Source organism: Streptomyces sp. SDT5-1 (assembly GCF_052245995.1).
Taxonomy (GTDB): Bacteria; Actinomycetota; Actinomycetes; order Streptomycetales; family Streptomycetaceae; genus Streptomyces.
Map to the genome: position 1 here is coordinate 7,444,420 of NZ_CM125963.1, position 18,678 is coordinate 7,463,097.

23 protein-coding genes are annotated in these 18,678 nt (G+C 71.5%); 11 read left to right on the plus strand and 12 right to left on the minus strand.

All coding sequences use genetic code 11. The features are described from left to right. Nucleotides 1–61: 61 nt before the first annotated feature. The 4 genes from ACTWJ8_RS34185 to ACTWJ8_RS34200 all read left to right on the plus strand — a co-directional run bounded on the left by ACTWJ8_RS34185 (nt 62) and on the right by ACTWJ8_RS34200 (nt 3,178). Nucleotides 62–1,006, plus strand: a complete 945-nt coding sequence (locus ACTWJ8_RS34185) for a pirin family protein (RefSeq protein ID WP_443261410.1) — start codon at nt 62–64, stop codon at nt 1,004–1,006. A 36-nt stretch (nt 1,007–1,042) separates the two neighbouring features. Continuing rightward, the gene (locus ACTWJ8_RS34190) at nt 1,043–1,381 is read left to right on the plus strand and encodes a GNAT family N-acetyltransferase (protein ID WP_443261411.1); all 339 of its coding nucleotides are present in this window, start codon (nt 1,043–1,045) and stop codon (nt 1,379–1,381) included. 150 nt (nt 1,382–1,531) lie between these two features. Then, nucleotides 1,532–2,209 carry a hydrolase gene (locus ACTWJ8_RS34195; RefSeq protein ID WP_443261413.1) on the plus strand — a complete coding sequence of 226 codons (678 nt, stop codon included), beginning with the start codon at nt 1,532–1,534 and terminating at the stop codon, nt 2,207–2,209. 159 nt (nt 2,210–2,368) lie between these two features. After that, nucleotides 2,369–3,178 carry a hypothetical protein gene (locus tag ACTWJ8_RS34200; RefSeq protein ID WP_443261414.1) on the plus strand — a complete coding sequence of 270 codons (810 nt, stop codon included), beginning with the start codon at nt 2,369–2,371 and terminating at the stop codon, nt 3,176–3,178. 72 nt (nt 3,179–3,250) lie between these two features. Here ACTWJ8_RS34200 and ACTWJ8_RS34205 read toward each other — a convergent pair whose 3' ends face one another. Both ACTWJ8_RS34205 and ACTWJ8_RS34210 read right to left on the minus strand, forming a co-directional pair. After that, nucleotides 3,251–3,697 (minus strand): hypothetical protein, encoded by a 447-nt coding sequence (locus ACTWJ8_RS34205; protein WP_443261415.1) that lies wholly within the window; start codon nt 3,695–3,697, stop codon nt 3,251–3,253. Nucleotides 3,698–3,813: 116 nt separating this feature from the next. Then, nucleotides 3,814–4,725: an alpha/beta hydrolase family protein gene (locus tag ACTWJ8_RS34210; RefSeq protein WP_443261416.1), complete on the minus strand. Its 912-nt coding sequence runs from the start codon at nt 4,723–4,725 to the stop codon at nt 3,814–3,816. Between the two features lie 101 nt (nt 4,726–4,826). Here ACTWJ8_RS34210 and ACTWJ8_RS34215 point away from each other — a divergent pair, with 101 nt between their 5' ends. Beyond that, nucleotides 4,827–5,399: a TetR/AcrR family transcriptional regulator gene (locus ACTWJ8_RS34215; protein WP_356373385.1), complete on the plus strand. Its 573-nt coding sequence runs from the start codon at nt 4,827–4,829 to the stop codon at nt 5,397–5,399. A gap of 13 nt (nt 5,400–5,412) precedes the next feature. On the opposite strand, the gene ACTWJ8_RS34220 is transcribed toward ACTWJ8_RS34215, so the two are convergent. Beyond that, on the minus strand, nt 5,413–5,964 hold the full coding sequence (locus ACTWJ8_RS34220) for an ATP-binding protein (protein WP_356373384.1): 552 nt from the start codon (nt 5,962–5,964) through the stop codon (nt 5,413–5,415). Nucleotides 5,965–6,028: 64 nt separating this feature from the next. On the opposite strand from ACTWJ8_RS34220, the gene ACTWJ8_RS34225 reads away from it, so the two are divergent. Together ACTWJ8_RS34225 and ACTWJ8_RS34230 are read left to right on the plus strand one after the other, a co-directional pair. Continuing rightward, nucleotides 6,029–6,541 carry an ArsR/SmtB family transcription factor gene (locus ACTWJ8_RS34225; protein ID WP_356373383.1) on the plus strand — a complete coding sequence of 171 codons (513 nt, stop codon included), beginning with the start codon at nt 6,029–6,031 and terminating at the stop codon, nt 6,539–6,541. Between the two features lie 24 nt (nt 6,542–6,565). After that, nucleotides 6,566–7,417: a M23 family metallopeptidase gene (locus ACTWJ8_RS34230; protein WP_356373382.1), complete on the plus strand. Its 852-nt coding sequence runs from the start codon at nt 6,566–6,568 to the stop codon at nt 7,415–7,417. A gap of 15 nt (nt 7,418–7,432) precedes the next feature. Here the strand turns inward: ACTWJ8_RS34230 and ACTWJ8_RS34235 are convergent, their stop codons facing one another. Then, on the minus strand, nt 7,433–7,867 hold the full coding sequence (locus ACTWJ8_RS34235; RefSeq protein WP_356373381.1) for an Rrf2 family transcriptional regulator: 435 nt from the start codon (nt 7,865–7,867) through the stop codon (nt 7,433–7,435). Nucleotides 7,868–8,028: 161 nt separating this feature from the next. Between ACTWJ8_RS34235 and ACTWJ8_RS34240 the strand changes: the two genes are divergently transcribed. After that, nucleotides 8,029–8,781: an SDR family NAD(P)-dependent oxidoreductase gene (locus ACTWJ8_RS34240; protein WP_356373380.1), complete on the plus strand. Its 753-nt coding sequence runs from the start codon at nt 8,029–8,031 to the stop codon at nt 8,779–8,781. Between the two features lie 26 nt (nt 8,782–8,807). Here the strand turns inward: ACTWJ8_RS34240 and ACTWJ8_RS34245 are convergent, their stop codons facing one another. The 4 genes from ACTWJ8_RS34245 to ACTWJ8_RS34260 form a co-directional block, all read right to left on the minus strand. After that, nucleotides 8,808–9,350: a hypothetical protein gene (locus tag ACTWJ8_RS34245; protein ID WP_443261418.1), complete on the minus strand. Its 543-nt coding sequence runs from the start codon at nt 9,348–9,350 to the stop codon at nt 8,808–8,810. Nucleotides 9,351–9,426: 76 nt separating this feature from the next. Continuing rightward, nucleotides 9,427–9,984: an NUDIX hydrolase gene (locus tag ACTWJ8_RS34250; RefSeq protein WP_356373378.1), complete on the minus strand. Its 558-nt coding sequence runs from the start codon at nt 9,982–9,984 to the stop codon at nt 9,427–9,429. A 101-nt stretch (nt 9,985–10,085) separates the two neighbouring features. Further along, nucleotides 10,086–11,432, minus strand: coding sequence for a hypothetical protein (locus tag ACTWJ8_RS34255; protein ID WP_356373377.1), 1,347 nt, complete (start codon nt 11,430–11,432; stop codon nt 10,086–10,088). Nucleotides 11,433–11,591: 159 nt separating this feature from the next. After that, the gene (locus ACTWJ8_RS34260; RefSeq protein WP_356373376.1) at nt 11,592–11,918 is read right to left on the minus strand and encodes a hypothetical protein; all 327 of its coding nucleotides are present in this window, start codon (nt 11,916–11,918) and stop codon (nt 11,592–11,594) included. A gap of 6 nt (nt 11,919–11,924) precedes the next feature. Between ACTWJ8_RS34260 and ACTWJ8_RS34265 the strand changes: the two genes are divergently transcribed. Then, nucleotides 11,925–12,368, plus strand: a complete 444-nt coding sequence (locus tag ACTWJ8_RS34265) for an Lrp/AsnC family transcriptional regulator (protein ID WP_356373375.1) — start codon at nt 11,925–11,927, stop codon at nt 12,366–12,368. A 41-nt stretch (nt 12,369–12,409) separates the two neighbouring features. Here ACTWJ8_RS34265 and ACTWJ8_RS34270 read toward each other — a convergent pair whose 3' ends face one another. Genes ACTWJ8_RS34270 through ACTWJ8_RS34285 form a run of 4 tightly spaced genes read right to left on the minus strand, consistent with a single transcriptional unit; the run spans nt 12,410 to nt 16,233 of the window. Beyond that, a complete protein-coding gene (locus ACTWJ8_RS34270) occupies nt 12,410–13,660 on the minus strand; it encodes a CaiB/BaiF CoA transferase family protein (RefSeq protein WP_443261419.1) in 1,251 nt (416 codons plus the stop codon). Beyond that, nucleotides 13,660–14,826 (minus strand): acyl-CoA dehydrogenase family protein, encoded by a 1,167-nt coding sequence (locus tag ACTWJ8_RS34275; RefSeq protein ID WP_356373373.1) that lies wholly within the window; start codon nt 14,824–14,826, stop codon nt 13,660–13,662. Before ACTWJ8_RS34275 ends, ACTWJ8_RS34270 begins: the two co-directional genes overlap by 1 nt. Nucleotides 14,827–14,833: 7 nt before the next feature. After that, nucleotides 14,834–15,679 (minus strand): HpcH/HpaI aldolase/citrate lyase family protein, encoded by an 846-nt coding sequence (locus tag ACTWJ8_RS34280; protein ID WP_443261420.1) that lies wholly within the window; start codon nt 15,677–15,679, stop codon nt 14,834–14,836. Then, nucleotides 15,676–16,233 carry a MaoC family dehydratase gene (locus tag ACTWJ8_RS34285; protein ID WP_356373371.1) on the minus strand — a complete coding sequence of 186 codons (558 nt, stop codon included), beginning with the start codon at nt 16,231–16,233 and terminating at the stop codon, nt 15,676–15,678. The genes ACTWJ8_RS34280 and ACTWJ8_RS34285 overlap by 4 nt, the downstream gene beginning before the upstream one ends. 112 nt (nt 16,234–16,345) lie before the next feature. Between ACTWJ8_RS34285 and ACTWJ8_RS34290 the strand changes: the two genes are divergently transcribed. Both ACTWJ8_RS34290 and ACTWJ8_RS34295 read left to right on the plus strand, forming a co-directional pair. Continuing rightward, entirely contained in the window at nt 16,346–17,077 is a 732-nt protein-coding gene (locus tag ACTWJ8_RS34290) for an IclR family transcriptional regulator (protein WP_443261421.1), read from the plus strand. Nucleotides 17,078–17,317: 240 nt separating this feature from the next. Then, nucleotides 17,318–18,640: an MFS transporter gene (locus ACTWJ8_RS34295; protein WP_356373369.1), complete on the plus strand. Its 1,323-nt coding sequence runs from the start codon at nt 17,318–17,320 to the stop codon at nt 18,638–18,640. The last annotated feature ends 38 nt before the right edge of the window (nt 18,641–18,678 follow it).

The following is an 18,678-nucleotide window of genomic DNA, read 5'->3' on the forward strand; positions in this document are numbered from 1 at the left end:
TGTTCAACCACCGCGCTACGGGGAAGATCAACAAGAAGATCCACAGAGGGGGCCGAGAGTCATGACCGAACGTGAACAGGAGCTGGTGAGGCGGCGGGTGGAGGTGCTGCCCGCCCGCGAGGTGCCGCTCGGCGGGCCACGGGCCATGACCGTACGCCGTACCCTCCCGCAGCGGCAGCGCAGCCTCATCGGCGCCTGGTGCTTCGCCGACCACTACGGGCCCGACGCCGTCGCCGCCACCGGCGGGATGGACGTCGCGCCGCACCCGCACATCGGTCTCCAGACGGCGAGTTGGCTGTTCGACGGCGAGATCGAGCACCGCGACAGCCTGGGCACCCATGCCATGGTGCGGCCCGGCGAGCTGAACCTGATGGCCGCCGGACACGGCATCAGCCACTCCGAGGTCTCCACCCCCGACACCACGATCCTGCGCGGCATCCAGCTCTGGATCGCCCTGCCGGACGGCCGCCGCGACGTGGCACCTGCGTTCCAGCACCACGCCCCCTCCGCCGTCGCCCTGGACGGGGGAGAGGCGAAGGTCTTCCTCGGTACGCTCGCCGGCGACACCTCCCCGGTCCCCACCCACACCCCGCTGCTCGGCGCCGAGATCGTGCTCGAAGCGGGCGCGCGGGTCACCCTCGCCGTCGACCCCGCCTTCGAACTCGGCGCCCTGGTCGACGAGGGGGCCGTTCGGGTCGAAGGAACCCTCGTGCCCGGCGGCGAACTGGGCTACCTCGACCCCGGCGGTGACACCATCACCCTCGCCAACGAGGGGAGCGGCCCGGCCAGGCTCCTGCTGCTCGGCGGCACGCCGTTCGGCGAAGAGATCGTGATGTGGTGGAACTTCATCGGCCGCAGCCACGACGAGATCGTCGCCGCGCGCACGGAATGGCAGGCCGCCGCCGAACGCTTCGGTACCGTCACCGGCTACCCCGGCGACCGCCTCCCGGCCCCCGAACTGCCCAACAGCACCCTCAAGTCACGCGGCAACCGCACACACCACTGACACGCCCACCAGCCACCGTTCAAGGAGACACGCACCATGACCACCCCCACCACCCCGATCGTGGAACACCGTCCCGACGAGCAGCGCTACATCATCGCCGTCGACGGCGAACTGGCCGGACTCACCGAGTACCGCGACCGCGGCGACCAGCGGGTCTTCTTCCACACCGAGGTCGACGAGCGGTTCGCGGGGCGCGGACTGGCCGGGACCCTGGTGACGGAGGCCCTCGCCGATGTCCGCAACAGCGGCAAGCGGGTGGTTCCGGTCTGCCCCTACTGGGCCAAGTACGTGAAGAAGCGCGAGGAGGAGACCGCGGACGTCGTCGACGCCGTGACCCCGGAGATCACGACCTGGCTGCGCGGTCGGCTGGGCTGACGGACGAGCCGCTCCTTCGGACGCCCCTTCTTCGCCGACGCGCCGTCAGAAAGCCTTCGGCCGGGCCTGCCCGGCCGTGGGTACGCTCGTTCCCTGCCCTCGCCCCGCCGGGCCGTCGCCCACGACCGAGACGCGAGAAGGGACCACGGCATGACTGCCGACGCCGACGCCGCATCCGCGAAGACCTCTCCCGAACCCGTCCGTGACACCACCGCCGACCACCTGCTCACGCCGGACAACTGCGCGGTGGTCTTCATCGACTACCAGGAAGGCCAGTACGCCACCATCGGCTCGGCCACCCGTGAGGAGATCGACCTCGGCGCCATCACCCTGGCCAAGCTGGCGGGCGCGTACGAGGTCCCGACCATCCTCTCGACCGTCGGCGTCGGGATGGGCGTCAACCAGGGCACGGTCGCCGAGATCGCGGGTGAGCTCCCCGACGTACCGGAGATCGACCGTACGGGCGTCAACTCCTGGGAGGACGCGGACTTCCGCGAGGCCGTCACGGCGACAGGACGCAAGAAGATCGTGATGGCGGGGCTGTGGACGGAAGTGTGTCTCGCGTTCCCCACGCTCGACATGCTCCGTGAGGGCTTCGAGGTGTACCCCGTCGTCGACGCGGTGGGTGGTGTCTCGCCGGTCACCCATGCCACGGCCGTCGAACGGATGACACACGCGGGCGCGCAGCCGATCACGTCACTCGCCTTCGGCTGCGAACTGATGCGCAACTGGGCCCGTCCGGAATCGGACCGCTTCCGCGTCGTCATCAACGACTACTTCGACCGCAAGCGGGCGATCGGCGACAAGACCGGGACCCTGTTCAGGTAACCGCCCCCTCCCCGAAACCTACGAGGTGTCACCCCCCGCCCACGGGGCGTCACTCGACGCCTGATTAGATGTGCATGCCAAGAAAGACGTGTGCCGCCGACGGTGCACGTCGACAACGGCATGCACACACGGGGAACTACGGGGAATCACGGGGATCTGATGAAGACCACGCACGTCAACACGCACGTCAACACGCAGGCCGGCGCGCGCGTCCTGACCGCCCGCCGCGCCGCCACCGCGCTCGCCTGCGCCGCGGCCCTGCTGTCGCTGACCGCCTGCAACGACGGCGACAAGGCCGACGGCGCCTCCGACAGCAAGGCGTCGACCGCCGCGGACAAGCCGGCCCAGGCGGACGCGAAGCCGAACGGCGCCGAGAAGCTCTCCGCCGTCGAACTGCGCACCAAGGGCATGGAGACGAAGGCCGCCGCGGGCTCAGTCCACGAGGTCATGTCGCGCTCGGACGCCAAGTCCGACCTGCGGCTGTCCGCCACGGAGTGCGTCGGCAAGGTCGAACTGATCGGCATGGGCGGCTTTGACGTCATCCGCAAGGGCGACGACGTCTGGGGCAAGGTCGACGCGAAGTTCGCCTCCTGGCTGAAGAAGAACGGCAGCACCGTCCCGGCCGACCAGTGGATGCACGGTTCGCCGACCGACGGGGCCACGAAGGTGTTCGCCAGCTATTGCCACGGCGAACAGTTCGGCAAGCAGGAGAAGAGCTCGCTGAAGTTCACGAAGGGCGCCGACGGCGAGGTCGACGGTCAGCCGGTGGCCACGGTCGTCGCCAAGGGCACGGCCCCGGGCAAGCAGGCCACGTACAGCATCGCCACCACGGGCAAGCCGTACCTGCTGAAGCAGGTGGCCCCGTACAGCAACGGCACGGGCGACCAGACCATCACCTGGTCCGACTTCGGCACCCCGGTCTCGGCGAAGGCCCCGTCGGGCAAGGTCGTGAAGGCGCCGCAGATCTGACGCCTGAACGCCGCGGCTCGCGAGAACCGTCGCCCTCGCGAGCCGCGGCGCCGCCCGCTCAACCACCAGCCCTCAGCTGCCAGTTGAGCCACCGACGTACGTGAGGATGCGCTCGATGTCCCACGCGTGGTGCGCCGCGTCGTGGGAGTTGTTGCGCGCCACGTCCTCGGCGCGCTGCACACCGCGGTCGGCGTGCTCGAGTGTCACGTCCTCGTCCAGCGCCGCGGACACCGACTCCACCCAGGCATCGGCCGCACGCTGCAGCGACCACAGCGCACCGGCCAGGGACACGTCGTTGTAGTGACGGGCCTGTGCCAGCAGATCCTGGTCGTATCCCGGCACCTGACGTATGCCGGCGATCCTCGCCCCTGCCAGGCGCTCCGCCCACGTGCGCAGGTTGTCGGTGACGTGACTGACGTAGGCCGAGACGTTCCAGGCGAGGTCCGGATGCCGTTCGTCGCCCCGGCGACCCCTGGCCTGATCGGCGTACCGCGCGTGCAGGCGCCTGACCTGTTCCACGGCTTCGCCGGGAGTCAGTGACCAGTCGAATCCGCAGTCCCGGCACGGGTTTCCATAGAGCTGTGCTCCCCAAAGTTCCATGGGAGGCCAGCCTATCGAGCCGCCGCCGGCCGGTATCACTTGGCCGAGATGCTCCACGCGCCGTCGGCATCCGCAGCGGTCTGCTGGAGGGCGGACCATGGCGTGGTGTCGAGCTTGAGGGTGTCCAGCAGGTAGGCCGATATCGCGTCGGCCACCAGGGTTACGCGGGTCGGGTTCTCGTCCGTCGTCTCGGCGACCGCCTCGCCCGCGACGCCGCCCATGGTGTGTTCGCCGTCGGTGACGGTGAGGAGGGTCTTCGGGGACGGGGCGAGGTGGTACGCGTCGGTGAACCAGTCGGGGCCCCGGGTGGAGAGCTGGGACTGGTCCTTGCCGCCCGCGACGACCAGGGCCGGGGTGGTCATGGTCGTGAAGTCCGGTCGCATGAACGGCAGATGCTCCGCGGCGAACGGGGTGAGGGTGTCACCGTTCCCGGCCGCGGCGATCAGCGCGCCGGCCGAGACCGCGGGGTGGGAGAAGTCCTCGCCGGGCACGCCGTCGGCGTCGAGCACCCGCGCCCCGAGGAGCGTGCCCGCGGTCTGCGCGCCCCAGGAGTGGCCCACGACCGCGACGCGCGTGAGGTCGGCGCGGCGCTCCAGGTCGCCGGCCTGCCGAAGGGTGTCGGCGAGGTGGTCCACGACCGCGTGAAGATCGGAGATACGGACCCGCCAGATGGTGCTGAATCGGGGATCGTCCCAGCTCAAGCCGTTGCCACGGGAATCCAGGTGGGTCGGCTGCGCGACGACGAACCCTGCGGCGGCCCACCGGTCGACGAGGGGCTCGTAGCCGTCAAGGGACCACGCGTTGCCGTGGGAGAACACGATGACGGGCAGCCCGTCGCCCGACACCGGCGCGGTGACCTTCACCTGCAGGTCGATGTCGCGGCCGGGCGCGGGCACCGTGAGGGGCTTGACCGAGAGGATTCGCTGATCGAGGTTGCGGAAGGGCATGGGAGACCTGCGCTTTCTCTGAGAGGCGGCGCTGCCGTAGATTGACGGAACGCCGTTCCGTCAATTTAGCGGAACATTGTTCCGCGAGTAAAGGAGGGCCTGTGCCCGAGCAGGTGGGAGTACGTCAGGCGCAGGCTCGGCGCACCCGTGAGGGTGTGCTGGCGGCCGCCGCGGAGGTGTTCGTCGAGCAGGGGGTGCAGGCGCCCATCCGGGACATCGCGGAGCGCGCGGGCGTCGGCGTCGGCACGATCTACCGGCACTTCCCGACACGCGCCGACCTCGTCACCTCCGTCTTCCGGCATCAGATCGACACGTGCGCGGCGCTGGCGCCGCGGCTCCTGGAGGAGTCGGAGTCACCGTTCGCCGCGCTGACGGGCTGGGTGGACGCGTTCGTGGACTTCCTCGTGACGAAGCACGGCCTCGGCGCGGCCCTCGGCTCCGACGACCCCGGCCTCGAGAACCTCCACGACCTCATGCTCGGCACGCTCGTCCCGGCGTGCGGGACGCTCCTCGAGGCGTGCGTCGCCGCCGACGAGATCGCCCCTGACACCGTCACCGCGTACACGCTCATGCGCGCCGTCGGGAACCTCTGCATCACCGGACCCGACTACGGCCGGGACGACGCCAGGCGCATGGTCGCCGTGCTCCTCGCGGGGGTCCGCGAGCGGGCGTGAGCGGGGTGGTTCGTCAGGCGAAGGAGAAGAGCGCGGCCGCTTCGGCGGGCGTGGTCGCTTCGCGGCGGCCGGGCACGTCGTGCACGGCGATCGCGCCCTCGGCGCGGAGCCGGTCGCTACCGGCGTCCCGGGCCATGGCCTCGGCGTAGGCGCGGACGTCCGCGGCGGTGAGGTCGGTGCGGCCCCGCTCGGTGTACTGCTGGAGCAGGTCGGCGACCTCCGGGACGAAGCGCAGCATGGTCACCGGGGCGTCGAAACGGCGGGCGACGGCGACGAGCCGCTCGCGGGCCCGAGGCGTGACGTTCGTCGACTCGGCGACCGCGCTGCGCCCGGCGGCGAGCCTGGCGGCGATCCTGCGGTCGCGTTCCTCGAAGATCCGGGCGTCCGCCGCGTCGGACACCGCCTCCACGGGTGAGGTGCCGAAGAACTCCGCGCGGATCTCGTCGCTGGACACCACGGCATCCGCGTCGATCCGCCCGCTCTCGATCAGCGCCCGAACGAAGCTCGTCTTGCCGGAGGCGGGCGGGCCGACGAGCACGACGAGCCCTGCGGGGATGTACGGCACGACCCCATCCTGCCGGACCGCGAGGACCATTGCGCGAGATTACGTAATTACGTAATCTCGTTGTATGGGGTTGGAAGAGCGCGTGGCCGAGCTCGAGCGGCGCATGGCGGAGTTGGAGAGCGGGGGGCCCGCCGCGCCACCCGTGGGTGAGGGCGACTTCTGGGCCCTGGACGCGCTGAAGGAGCGTCACCCGGTCACGCGGGACGCGGACGGCGCCGTCATGTTCACCGGAGCGGTCCGGGTGCCCACCGGGCACCGCTACGAATGGCAGTACGGGCAGCTCACGGAGGCGCTGTTCGACGACGACTGTGACTGGCAGCAGGCGGCCGAGTCGTTCGCCGCGCTCGGCAACCCCGTACGCCTCAGGCTGTTGCGCGAAATCCTGGGCGGCGTGCGCACGGCGGCCGAGCTGGCCGCCCTCGCGGACATCGGCACGACGGGCCAGATCTACCACCACCTGCGACAACTGACCGGCGCGGGCTGGCTCCACACGCCGGACCGCGGGCGCTACGAGGTCCCCGCGGGCCGCGTGGTGCCCCTGCTCGTCCTCCTCACCGCCGCGCGCCCCGTGACCTGACCACCGACCGCACCAGGGGGAACCATGTCCGAAGGCCGTCGCAAGCTCGCCGCCCGGGTCCAGCACGGGCTCTGGCTCGTCTTCTTCGTGCAGATCGTCGTCGGATTCTTCACGGAGCTGCCGTACGGCTACGGGGTGAGCTGGCTGCCCGCGATCGGCGCGATCGCGATCGGTCTGGTGGCCTCGCGCGCCGCCCGTGAGCGGATCAAGTCCCGGCCCCCGGCGCCGATCGAGGTCGCCCCTCCGGTGGTCGGCAGGTGGTCGGCCGTCAACAGCCCGGCGGACAAGGTCCCGAGCCACGGCACGCACAACCTCGCCCAGACGTACGCCATCGACATCGTGGCCGAGCCGACGGAGGGGCCGCCCCGGCCGGCTCCCGTGTGGTTCTGGCCCCCGGCCCGCCGTGGCCGCGAGTACCCCGCCTTCGGGGAACCCCTGCGTGCCGTCGCCGATGCCACCGTCGTGCGCGCCGAGGACGGCCAGCGCGACCACCTGAGCCGCAGCTCCCTCCTGGGGGTGCTGTACTTCTGGCTCGTCGAGGGGATCGGCCGGACACTCGGAGGGAGCCGCCGGGTCGTGGGCAACCACGTCGTCCTCGACCTGGGGGAGGGGACGTACGCCCTGTACGCGCACGTCCAGCAGGGCTCGCTCGAGGTCGGGCCCGGTGACCGGGTCGCCGCCGGACAGGTGCTGGCCCGCTGCGGAAACTCCGGCAACTCCACTGAGCCGCATGTGCACTTCCAGCTCATGGACGGCCCCGACCCGGACACGGCGGGCGGGCTCCCGTTCACCTGGCGCGACGTCGGAGTGCCCGCATCGGGCGAGACGTTCACCGTGGGCGCGGGGCAGGAGAGTCGTTCCGGGGCGAGTCGATGACTCCGGCTCCAGCGGCTAACGAGGTGTCGCCAGGACGTCCTGGAGGACGTCCTCGAGGGTGACGCGGGAGAGTTCGTTCCTCAAGGTGTCCTCGATGCCGTCGTAGATGCCCCGCATCGTCGGCTGGATGCCGTGGCCCACCACGCAGTCCTGGTCGGGGGTGGCCCGGTGCATCGCGAAGAGGGGGCCGGTCTCCACGGCCTCGTACACGTCGAGCAGGTTCATCGACTTCAGTTCGCGCGCCAGCGTCCAGCCCGCGCCCGCGCCTCGGCGTGACTCCACGAGCCCGGCGGCGCGCAGTTCGCTCAGCAGGCGCCGGACGACCACGGGGTTGGTGTTCGCGCTGGACGCGATCTGCTCGGAGGTGGCGACGTCGTGGCCCTGGCGCTGGTAGAGGCCGATCCAGGCCAGCGCGTGGGCGGCAAGGGTCAGCCTGCTGTTGGCGCTCATGAACCCTCGGCCTCCTCTCTGCCGCAACGCTTCATGTTACGACGGCCGCAGTCGTAACAGAAATGGTTGCGTCTGTCGGTCGTAACAATTAGCGTTACGACGAACGAGCGAACAGCAGTGAGGTCGGTCGAGACCTCATGTCACGCAACGAGGTGGGAACAATGAGCAAGCCGCTTGAGGGCAAGGTCGCCCTGGTCACCGGAGGTACGCGCGGACTGGGGGCCGCGACCGTACGACTCCTCGCGGAACGCGGTGCCGACGTCGCCTTCACCTACGTCAGCTCCGAGGACCGGGCGCGGGCCGTCGTCGAGGAGGTGCAGGAGCGGACCGGGGTGAAGGTCGTCGCCTTCCGCTCCGACCAGGCGGACACGAGCGGGGCCCCGGCGCTGATCGACGACGTCGTCGCGCGCTTCGGCGGCCTGGACATCCTGATCAACAACGCGGCGATCGGGATTGGGCGCACGGTCGACGACCCGGACACCGACACCACCGCGGTCGACCGGGTGCACGCCACCAACTACCTCGGCGTCATCGCCATCATCCGCGCCGCGTCCCGGGTACTGCGCGAGGGCGGCCGCATCGTCACGGTGAGTTCGGGTCTCGGCTCCCGGGTCGGCGTCCCGGGCCTCGCCGACTACTCGGCGACCAAGGCGGGGGTCGAGAGGTTCACCATGGGCGCCGCGCGGGACCTCGGGCCGCGGAACATCACGGCGAACGTCGTGGAGGCGGGCCTGATGGAGGGTGGCATGGACGCCCCGGACCCCGACACACTCAAGGCGCTGCTCAGTTCGCTCGCCCTGCAGCGCAAGGGCCGCCCCGAAGAAATCGCCGAGGCGATCGCCTTCTTGGCGAGCCCTGCCGCGTCGTACGTCACGGGGGCGGTGCTGGACGCGCACGGCGGGTACAACGCCTGACCGGTTCGGTTCCTGCGGCCCGGTGCCTACAACTGGTCGCCCACGGAGGGTGATTCGGGTGGGTGGTGGCCGCCGCCGTCCTTGAGGTCCTCGTCGCAGGTCCGCCCGTTGTAGGACTGGTCGTTGGGGATCAGCAGGACCTTCGCGACGCGTTCCGGGTGGTCGACGGCGAGATAGGGGTCGGCCGTGAGAGCGTCGGCCGGCCCGAACGCCTCGCTGGAATGGACCGTCCGGCACCCGAGCGCCACACGCTTCTCGTCCACCGCGCAGCTGTCCACGGCGGGACCGACGTTGGGGGAGGCGAATGCGTACGCTCCACCGAACCGGACGCGGAAGTGGACCTGGTCGCCCTCGGCCGGCGTCTGCGGGTGCGGTTCGAGCCGCCAGTCGACGATCTCGGCGGTGGCGCCGGTCGGCCGCTCGGACGTGTCCACGATCCGCACCTCGGCCGCGGCCTTGCCGCGCTTCGCCGTCGTGTCGGTGCAGTTCCACACGAGGGAGCAGCCGGACAGTGCGACGACGCTCGCCAGGGTCGCTGGAACGGCGATACAGGTGCGCGCGAGTGTCATGGAGTTATCTCCAGTCGAGGGCGGAGGAGGGGGGGCGTGGCGTGGCGGGCGGCATCTGTGGCGTGCGCCGCCACGCTCAGCCTCCCGCCGCGGCCCCCGCCGCCCCCAGCGCAGCCAGCGTGAACCCGTCCCGCAGCGTGCCCTCGCGGATCGCCTTCGCGAGGTCCGACGGGGTCCACCACCGTGCGGCGGCCACCTCGCCGTCGCCCGCCGCGTCGGCGTGCGGCGTGGCGTCGTCGGGGACCCGGACCTCGACCACCGTCACCTCGCTCTCCAACATGCCGGAATCCACGTCCAGATGGGCGATGACCGTCGCGTCGGTGCCGGTCACGCCCGCCTCCTCCTGGAGTTCGCGGAGTGCGTCGGAGACGGGATCGCTCTCGCCGAAACCACGGGGCAGCTCCCACGCCCAACGGCCCAGCGTGGGCCGCCACTGCCGGACCAGGAGGACGTCGTCGCCGCGGCGTGCCAGCACCACGACTCCCGGACGGCCGCCACCGACACGCACCCGGTGCAGCACGGTCTCCGTGCCGGACGGCGACCGGTAGGTGTCGAGGTGGACCTCGCACCAGCGGCCGCCGTCGGAGTCGACGTACGCCCTCCGGGACTCCGCGCGAGGTGTCTCGGCGTCCATGGGGACCTCCGGTGTCGATCGGGGCAACGTACTCGCCGTTGGTCGCCGTACGTAGCAGGGCAATGGGTACTCGTAGGCTATGCGGGCCACGGGGCGTACAGCTATGGCGACGGAAGTTCGATCACGTCGTACCGTCCGCGGAACGAGCCCAGGCGGTTCACCCCGGCCGTCACCGCCGCCACCAGCATGGGTGCCAGCGCGCCGCCCGCGCCCGCGGCGAACGCTCCCGGCAATCCGCCGCCCAGGATTCCGGTCGCCGCGCTCATCCCGCCGCCCGCCACCATCTGCGCGGTGGCGCCGCTCGCCTGCCTGACGAAGCGCTGGAGGCGTGTCACGGGCACCTCGTCCTCGCCGCCGGACGCCGGCTCCTTCGTACGGCCCGCGAGCAGATCGCCCACCTCCTGCAGCGCCGCCAGGTCCTGCCGTCGCCACCATCCGGTCAGCGCGTCGGCGGCCTCGTCCGTGAAGCGCTGCCACTCCGCCGCCGTCATCAGACCGAGCCGCAGTTCGAAACGGGTGGGGAAGAGGACCACGCGGGTAGACGCCGGCAGTCCGGTGGTCTCGCGGCGCAGCAGGCCGCGGCGGGGCGAGGAGAGCCCGAGCGCGCAGCCCTCGCTGATCGCGATGGCCCGGTAGTACGTCTCGTCGAAGGACTCGCGCAGCATCTGCGCGTCCGCCCGTTCCGCGGCGTCCCCCGAGCGCAGGAGCGGGTCGAGGTTCTCGTGCAGGAGGCTGCGGTTGGGCAGGCCGTTCCTGTCGTACCGGCCGCTGGTCCAGGCCTCAAGTTCCGCACGGCCTGCGGTGCTTGACAGGGCGTCCGGTCGGGGCGGCGGGCACAGGGCGTACGCGGCCGGGTAGTCGGCGGGGGTGAGGGAGGAGACCCGCAGCAGTCCGCTGTCGGCGGCGTCCAGCCAGTGGCGCCAGCGGGCGACCGTGCGCCGCCGGAGGGGCGCGTCGAGCACACCCGTCGCGGCGAGCAGCCGGTCGGCCGCGCCCGCCGGGCCCTCGGCCGCGAGGAGTTCGGCGGCCGATTCGCGGTCGGAGCGGGCGCTCAACTCCCGGTGCAGGAGCAGGCATTGGCTCTCCGGCAGCGGCAGGGAGTAGAAGACGAAGCCGGTCGTCAGCATCCCGATCAACTGCCCGGCCAGGTCGGCGCCGCGGGCGTTCACCCGGAGCGGGAGCGCCGCGCCTCCGTCGATCGCGCGGACGGCGAGTTCGTCCAGGAGCTCGGCGGGGCGCAGGTCGGCGAAGGCCGCGCCGTCGAGGAGCTGCGGGTAGACGAGGAAGAGCGAGCCGCCCTGAATGACCTCCCAGCGCAGCCGGCCGAGCAGTTCGGCCCGCTGCCGCGCCGACGGCCGTTCCAGCGGCACCCCGGCCCCGCTCGCGTCGGCGCTCAGCCTGGCACGCTGCCGTACGCTGTCCCACTCCGTGCTCAGAACCGCAGCCATGCGCCCCGAATCCCCTGCTCCGCTGTTCAGTTGACCGCCGAGGCACTGCCCGACGGTGTCGACACGTTCCACGGCGCAGGGTCGCACGTGGTGCGGCCGTGGTCGAGACCGCCGGCAGGGGGAAGGCCGTTCCCCTGCCGGCGGGGTCTGTTTCCCCCTTCACCCCCACAGGCCCAGCGCGAACTCCGCCGCGACGGCCGACAGGAGGAAGGAGGCGATGATCGCCGTCGTGCCGACGGGAAGGATGCGCCAGCCGATCTTCCGCAGCATCGGAAGGTCCTTGCCGAGGCTCAGGCCCGCGACGGTGAGGAGCATCGTGATGACGGTGAGGATGTCGACGCTCTCGCCGACGGAGGCCAGCCGGTCGGCGATGGGGGAGACGGGCGAGGTGGCGAGCGCGCCCAGCGTGATGACGACGACGATCGCGGGCAGGCGGCCCCGCGTGAGCCGGGCGGCGCCGAGGCCCGTCAGGACGAGCGCGGCCAAACCGAGGTGTGGCGCGACGGCCGGGTCCCCGTCACGACCATCGCCGAGCGCCACGGCTTCTCGACCCAGCGGGTCGCCGACGCCCTGGCCACGCTGAGGCGCAACGGCGACCTGCACTTCCGCACCGACCTCGCCCGCGAGGTGTCGGGCTGGCCCGTCTACACGTGGTACTTCGTCGAGGCCTCGGCCCGCACCATCGAAACGGTCCGCACGTCCCTCGCCACCGTCCCCGAGGTCCGCCTCGCGTTCACCTCACCGAGCCGCTACAACCTGATCCTCGCGGTGTGGCTCCGCAGACTCGCCGACGTCAACCGCTTCGAAATGGCCCTCGGCTCCGCCCTCCCCGACTCCCGCATCGCGGACCGCTCGGTGGTCCTCAGCATCAGAAAACACATGGCACAGTTGATCGGCCCTGACACGCGGGCGATCGGGCATGCCGGGGGAGGCTGACCAGGCGCCAGGCGCACACGACCTCAACCGGCTTGGTGTGTCTACGAGTTCGGCGTGCGTGCTGCATGTGATGCGTCGTCGTCCCGTGCCGTCACCGCCCCTCCCTCCAGCGCCTCCGCGATCTCCTCGGCCGTCCAGCCGGCCGCGGCCAGTACGGCTCTGGTGTCGGCGCCCGGCGGGCTCGGCGGGGCGGCGGGGCGGCCCGGGGTGCGGCTCAGCTTGACGGGCACTCCGATGCCCCGGTAGCCGTCCTGTTCGACGACCAGTTCGCGGTGGCGTACCTGCGGCGCCGTCAGTGCCTCGGCGATGTCGTGGACGGGGGACGCCGGTACGCCCCTGGCGAGGAGTTGCTCGGAGAGTTCGGCGCGGTGGCGGACCGCGATGCGCTCGGCGAGGATCGCCCGCAGTTCCGCCACGTTGCGCACGCGGTCCGGGTTGGTCGCGAAGCGCGGGTCGGCGGCGAGGGACGGCTCGCCCAACACCGCGGCGAGCGAGGCGAATTGGCGGTCGTTTCCCGCGCCGATGAAGAACAGGCCGTCGCGCGTGGCGAAGTTCTCGTACGGGGCGATGGTGGGGTGCGCAGAGCCGGTGCGGGTCGGGACGCGGCCGTCGGCGAGCCATGACGCCGAATGCGGGTGGAGCAGGCTGACGACGGTGTCGAGGAGCGTGCTGTCGACGAGCTGACCGCGTCCCGAGCGCTGTCGCTCGTGGAGGGCGAGCAGGATCCCGGAGAAGGCGAGGATGCCGGTGACCTGGTCGACGACCGGGACGCCGATGCGCAGCGGTGGGCCCTCCCGCTCGCCGTTGACGCTCATCAGGCCGCCGTACGCCTGGAGCACGGCGTCGTATCCGGGCAGTCCGCCGAGCGGGCCTTCGGTGCCGAAGCCGGTGATGCGGCAGTGGATCAGCGCGGGCCAGCGCTCGCGGATCACCTCGTCCGGGTAGCCCCAGGCGGCGAGGGTGCCGGCCTTGAAGTTCTCCACCAGCACGTCGGCGTCGGACATGAGGGCGGCCAGGACGGCGCGGCCCCGGTCGGTGGCCAGGTCGACGACGATGTTCTGCTTTCCGCGGTTGACGTTCGCGTAGTACGCGCTGGTGTCGTCCGTGAGGAACGGCGGACCCCAGCGGCGGGTGTCGTCGCCGGACGGGGATTCCACCTTCACGACGGTGGCTCCGTGGTCGGCGAGCATCTGCGTGCACAGCGGCCCTGCGAGGACGCGGGAGAGGTCGAGGACCTTGAGCCCGGCCAGCGCGCCGTGCGCGGTCTCGGCTGCGGGTTCGGGCGCGGCCATCAGTAGGACCTCGGCAGACCGAGCACGTGCTGGGCGACGTAGTTGAGAACCATCTCCTGGCTGACGGGGGCGAGCCGCATCAGGCGTGACTCCCGGAAGTACCGCTCGACGTGGTACTCCTTCGCGTACCCCATGCCGCCCAGTGTCTGGACGGAGGCGTCGGCGGCCTGGAAACCGGCGTCGGCACACAGCCACTTCGCCATGTTCGCCTCGCGGGCGCAGTGCTGTCCCTGGTCGTAGCGCCAGGCGGCGTTGCGGGCCATGAGGCGGGCGGCGTCCAGGCGGGTGAGGGCCTCGGCGAGCGGGAAGGCGATGCCCTGGTTGCGGCCGATGGGGCGGTCGAAGACGACGCGGTCCTTGGCGTACCGGGTCGCCACGTCGAGGGCGGCGCGGCCGATGCCGAGCGCTTCGTGGGCGAGCAGGATCCGCTCCGGGTTGAGGCCGTCGAGGAGGTAGCGGAACCCTTGGCCCTCCTCGCCGATGCGGGCGGTGGCGGGCACCCGCAGGCCGTCGATGAAGATCTCGTTGGAGGCGACCGCGTTCCGCCCCATCTTGGGGATCGGCCGGATGTCCATGGCGGTGCGGTCGATGTCGACGAGGAAGACGGAGAGCCCGTCGGTCGGCTTGGCGACCTCGTCGCGGGGTGTGGTGCGGGCCAGTAGCACCATCTTCTGCGAGTCACCGGCCTTGGTGATCCAGATCTTGCGGCCGTCGATGACGTAGTGGTCGCCGTCCCGGCGGGCGAAGGTCGACACCCGGGTGGTGTCGGTGCCCGCGTCGGGTTCCGTGACACCGAAGCACACGTGCAGGTCGCCGGTGACGGCGTGCGGCAGGACGTCGCGGCGCAGCTGTTCGCTGCCGTGCTTGGCCAGGACGTTGAGACCGAAGATGGTCAGGTGCATGGTGCTGCACCCGTTCATGCCCGCCCCGGATGCCGCCACCTCCTCCAGGAGGAGCGCGGCCTCGAGGACACCCAGGCCACCGCCCCCGTACTCCTCGGGGACGGCGATGCCGAGCCAGCCCGCCTTGGCGAACGCCTCGTAGAACTCCCAGGGGAATTCGGCGCGTTGGTCCTGCTGGGCCCAGTAGTCGGGAGTGAAGGACCGTGCCAGGTCGCGCACTCCCGCCTGGATGTCCTGCTGCTCTGCGGTCAGTTCGAAGTCCATGGCACTGTCACTTCCTTGTGTGGTGACTCGCGGGGTGGTCGGCGCTGCCGGGGGCCGAGGCGGCGAGCAGCGAGCGGGCGTGGGCCAGTACGGGGGCGTCGACCATGCGGCCCTCGTACCGGAAGACGGCTCCCTGGCTCTCGGCCGCCGCCAGCACCTCGCGCGCCCAGCGGGTCTCGGCCTCGGTGGGGGCGAACGCCGCGCGGATGGCCGGCACGTGGCTGGGGTGGATGCAGGCCTTCGCGCGGAAGCCGACGGCCGCCGCGTCCTCGGCCTCGACCGCGAGGCCGTCGAGATCGGGGATGTCGAGGTGCACGGCGTCGACGGCGTACTTGCCCGCGGCGGTCGCCGCGAGCAGCACCTGGGCGCGCGCGTGCAGCACCACCCCGCGGTAGCCACCGCCAGGACCGCGGCTCGACCGTCCGCCGAGGTCGGCGACGAGGTCCTCGCCGCCCCACATGAGGCCGGCGCAGTTGTCGGCGCGGGCGAGTGTCTCGGCGGCGAGCACTCCGGCCGCGGTCTCGCACAGCGCGAGGACGCGGCGCGGCGCGCAGGCGTGGACATCGGCGGCGGAGGCGGCCTTGGGGAGCATGACCATGGTGTGCGCGGGCAGCGCCGCGAGGTCGTCCTCGCCCCATCGTGTGTCGAGTGCGTTGATCCGTACGAAGGTGTGTGCCGGGTCGAGGCGGGGGAGGGCCTCGACGACCGACCGGCGGGCGCGGGCCTTGTCCTCGGGGGCGACGGCGTCCTCCAGGTCGAGAACGATGCTGTCGGCGCGGTCGGCGGCCTTGGCGAATCGGTCGGGCCGGTCACCGGGGCAGAACAGCAGGGCGGGGCCCTTGACCTCGCTCATCGACCGTCCCCTGGAGGCGTGTCGACCGGTGCGCGTCGCATCAGGGCCACGCGCCGTACGACGGCCACGAGTTCGCCGCGCTGATTGCGGCCCCGGTGCTCGAACGTGACCACGCCGTCGCCTGGGCGCGAGGCGGAGGCGCGCTTGGCGACGACCTCGGTTTCGGCGTAGAGCGTGTCGCCGTGGAACACGGGGGCGGGGAAGGCGACGTGCTCGAAGCCCAGGTTGGCGACCGTCGTCCCCTGGGTGAGCTGGCCGACGCTGAGCCCCACCACGGTGGAGAGCGTGAGCAGGCTGTTGACCAGCCGCCCGCCGAACTCCGTTTCGGCCGCGGCGTGTTCGTCCAGATGCAGGCTCTGGGGGTTCATGGTCAGGGTGGTGAAGAACGTGTTGTCGGCTTCGCCGATGGTGCGGCCCGGCCGGTGGGCGTAGCGCACGCCGGGTTCCAGTTCCTCGAAGTACAGGCCGCGTTGAGTGATCTCGGCGAGCGGTGCGGTGTCCGGCTCGGCGGGCGTCTCGGTGTGCATGACGATGTCCGTTCGTATTTGCGTCATCGCGTTCGCAGATACGATCAACGTAGGCGTGCGGATGCGGCCGGTCAAGAGTCGACCGGGAGCTCCGGCGCCGGATAGGGTTCGTAGATACGAACCGAGAGGGAGGGCCGTCGTGGCCGAGACCGTCGCCAAGGCGCACCGGACCGTGAGCCGGGTGACCGACATCCTCGAGATCGTCGCGCAGCGGGACGGTGCTCGTATGCACGAGCTCTCCACCGCTCTCGACGCCCCGAAGTCGTCGGTCTTCGGGCTGGTCAAGGGGTTGGTGTCGACGGGGTACCTGGTCGAGGAGCACGGCGTCTACACCCTCGGGCCCGCGCTCGCGAACCTGCTGTCGCAGCCCTCCCTCGACGTGGCAGGGGCGGCGCAGCCCAGCCTCGACGCGCTGCGGGACCGGTTCCAGGAGACCGCGATGCTCGGCGTGGCGGTGGGTGACTCCGTCGTGTACCTGGCCTCCGCCGAATCGCAGCAGCTGATCCGGTACTCGGCGCCCATCCGTGTGCGCCGCCCGCTGTATCCGCCGAGCGCGGGCAAGGTGATCCTGGCGTACCGCACGGGCGCGCAGCGCGAGGCGTATCTGCGCGCCGCGCTGCCCGACGACGACGCACGCGGTGCCGCGCTCGACGAACTCGCCGCCGTACGCGCCGAAGGCGTGGCGTTCAACAGGGGCGAGACGCTGCCCGACGTCAGCGCGGCCGCCCGGCCGATCGTCGTCCAGGGCGCGGTACGTGGTGTCATCTCGGTCGCCGGCCCCACTCAGCGCATCGCGGACCACCTTCCCGCCATCGCGGACGCGCTCACCGGGGCGGCGTCCGCGGCGGCGGCGCGGCTCGGCGACCGCTAGCAGGCGCCGCCTCCCACCTCCTCCCTCGCCGGGGCGCCCGTGCGCCCCGGCGTCTTCGTGTGCCCGGGATTGCGCGGTGCCGACTCCTTGACGCCCACTTTCGCGCTCGCCTAGCCTTCGCATATCCGAGTGATGGTTCGTATATAAGAACTCACTGTTCAAGGCATCCCACTCCTCCGAGCCCCGACGCGCGCCACATCGCGCGGTCCGCGTCCGGCTCGGCACCGAAAGAAGAGGGACATGGCACGTACGCTCGACGAAGAGCGCGCCACCGCCTCGCGGGCGCCGAAAGGCGTGCGCTCGGCCGTCATCGCGGGCTCCGCGATGGAGTGGTTCGACTTCTATCTCTACGCCTCGATGGCGGCCCTGGTGTTCGGGAAGGTGTTCTTCCCCGCCGGGGAGCCCGCCCTGGCCACCATGGCCGCGCTCGGCACCTTCGCGGTCGGTTTCTTCGCCCGCCCCGTCGGCGGCATCGTGTTCGGGATGATGGGCGACCGGCTCGGCCGCAAGAAGGTGCTGTCGCTGACCTTCACCCTGATGGGAGCGTCCTCCGCCTGCATCGGCCTGCTCCCGGGCTACGCCTCGATCGGCGTCATGGCTCCGGTCCTCCTCATCGTGCTGCGCCTGCTCCAGGGGCTGGGCGCGGGCGCCGAGTTCGGCGGCGCGATCGCCGTCGCCTACGAGCACGCGGACGCGAAGTCGCGCGGGCGGCAGGGCTCCTGGCCCGCGCTCGGGGTGAACGTGGGCCTGCTCGCCTCGTCGCTCACCGTCGCCGCGCTCACCAGCATGAACGACGACTTCCTCTACAGCTACGGCTGGCGGATCCCGTTCGTCCTGAGCTTCCTCCTCGTCGGCATCGGCCTGTGGGTGCGTCGCAACCTCCCCGAGACACCGGCGTTCAAGGAGCTGACGCAGGAGGAGCGCGTCCGCCCCGCGCGGAAGAAGAACCCGCTCATCCAGCTGTTCCGGACGGACTGGCGGGGCCTCGCCGTCGTCATGGCCATCACCATCGGCTACAACGGCGTCAGCTACACCTTCAAGACCTTCTCGCTGTCCTACCTCACCGACTTCCAGGGGGTGTCGGCCAGTGTCGGCGCGCTGGGCATCAGCATCGCGAGCTGCTGCTCACTCGTGACGGTGCCGCTGGCCGGACGGCTGAGCGACGCCATCGGTTCGAAGAAGGTCGTCGTCCTCAGCGCGGTCGCCACCGCGGCGCTGGCCTTCCCGTTCTTCTGGCTCCTGGACACCCGCAACAACTGGCTGATCTGGCTCGGGCTCACCCTGGCCACCGGCATCACCGTGCCCGCGCTGCTCTCCGCACAAGGCGCCTTCCTCGCCCGCCAGTTCCCGCCCGCGGTGCGCGGGACCGGGCTCGGCACCGGACGCGAGGTGGGCGGCGCGTTCTCCGGCGGCCTGGCGCCCGTCGCGGCCTTCGCCATCGTGCAGGCGTCGCCGTCCCATGCGACGTGGGGTGTGTCGCTGCTGTTCCTCGCGGGGGCGCTGTTCATCGGCGTCGGGGCCGTGTGCGACCAGAGCCGGCGGTACAGCAGCGACCTCAACTGACGGGGGCGTGGGGGCGGGGCCTGGGGGCGTGCCGCCCG

Excerpts from the sequence above, each read along its gene's own strand:
- ACTWJ8_RS34195 (WP_443261413.1), top strand. The coding sequence starts at position 1,532 with ATGACTGCCGACGCCGACGCCGCATCCGCGAAGACCTCTCCCGAACCC.
- ACTWJ8_RS34185 (WP_443261410.1), top strand. The coding sequence starts at position 62 with ATGACCGAACGTGAACAGGAGCTGGTGAGGCGGCGGGTGGAGGTGCTG.
- ACTWJ8_RS34210 (WP_443261416.1), bottom strand. The coding sequence starts at position 4,725 with ATGCCCTTCCGCAACCTCGATCAGCGAATCCTCTCGGTCAAGCCCCTC.
- ACTWJ8_RS34250 (WP_356373378.1), bottom strand. The coding sequence starts at position 9,984 with ATGGACGCCGAGACACCTCGCGCGGAGTCCCGGAGGGCGTACGTCGAC.
- ACTWJ8_RS34245 (WP_443261418.1), bottom strand. The coding sequence starts at position 9,350 with ATGACACTCGCGCGCACCTGTATCGCCGTTCCAGCGACCCTGGCGAGC.
- ACTWJ8_RS34270 (WP_443261419.1), bottom strand. The coding sequence starts at position 13,660 with ATGGCCGCGCCCGAACCCGCAGCCGAGACCGCGCACGGCGCGCTGGCC.
- ACTWJ8_RS34230 (WP_356373382.1), top strand. The coding sequence starts at position 6,566 with ATGTCCGAAGGCCGTCGCAAGCTCGCCGCCCGGGTCCAGCACGGGCTC.
- ACTWJ8_RS34235 (WP_356373381.1), bottom strand. The coding sequence starts at position 7,867 with ATGAGCGCCAACAGCAGGCTGACCCTTGCCGCCCACGCGCTGGCCTGG.
- ACTWJ8_RS34240 (WP_356373380.1), top strand. The coding sequence starts at position 8,029 with ATGAGCAAGCCGCTTGAGGGCAAGGTCGCCCTGGTCACCGGAGGTACG.
- ACTWJ8_RS34275 (WP_356373373.1), bottom strand. The coding sequence starts at position 14,826 with ATGGACTTCGAACTGACCGCAGAGCAGCAGGACATCCAGGCGGGAGTG.
- ACTWJ8_RS34190 (WP_443261411.1), top strand. The coding sequence starts at position 1,043 with ATGACCACCCCCACCACCCCGATCGTGGAACACCGTCCCGACGAGCAG.
- ACTWJ8_RS34295 (WP_356373369.1), top strand. The coding sequence starts at position 17,318 with ATGGCACGTACGCTCGACGAAGAGCGCGCCACCGCCTCGCGGGCGCCG.
- ACTWJ8_RS34255 (WP_356373377.1), bottom strand. The coding sequence starts at position 11,432 with ATGGCTGCGGTTCTGAGCACGGAGTGGGACAGCGTACGGCAGCGTGCC.
- ACTWJ8_RS34285 (WP_356373371.1), bottom strand. The coding sequence starts at position 16,233 with ATGACGCAAATACGAACGGACATCGTCATGCACACCGAGACGCCCGCC.
- ACTWJ8_RS34225 (WP_356373383.1), top strand. The coding sequence starts at position 6,029 with ATGGGGTTGGAAGAGCGCGTGGCCGAGCTCGAGCGGCGCATGGCGGAG.
- ACTWJ8_RS34200 (WP_443261414.1), top strand. The coding sequence starts at position 2,369 with ATGAAGACCACGCACGTCAACACGCACGTCAACACGCAGGCCGGCGCG.
- ACTWJ8_RS34280 (WP_443261420.1), bottom strand. The coding sequence starts at position 15,679 with ATGAGCGAGGTCAAGGGCCCCGCCCTGCTGTTCTGCCCCGGTGACCGG.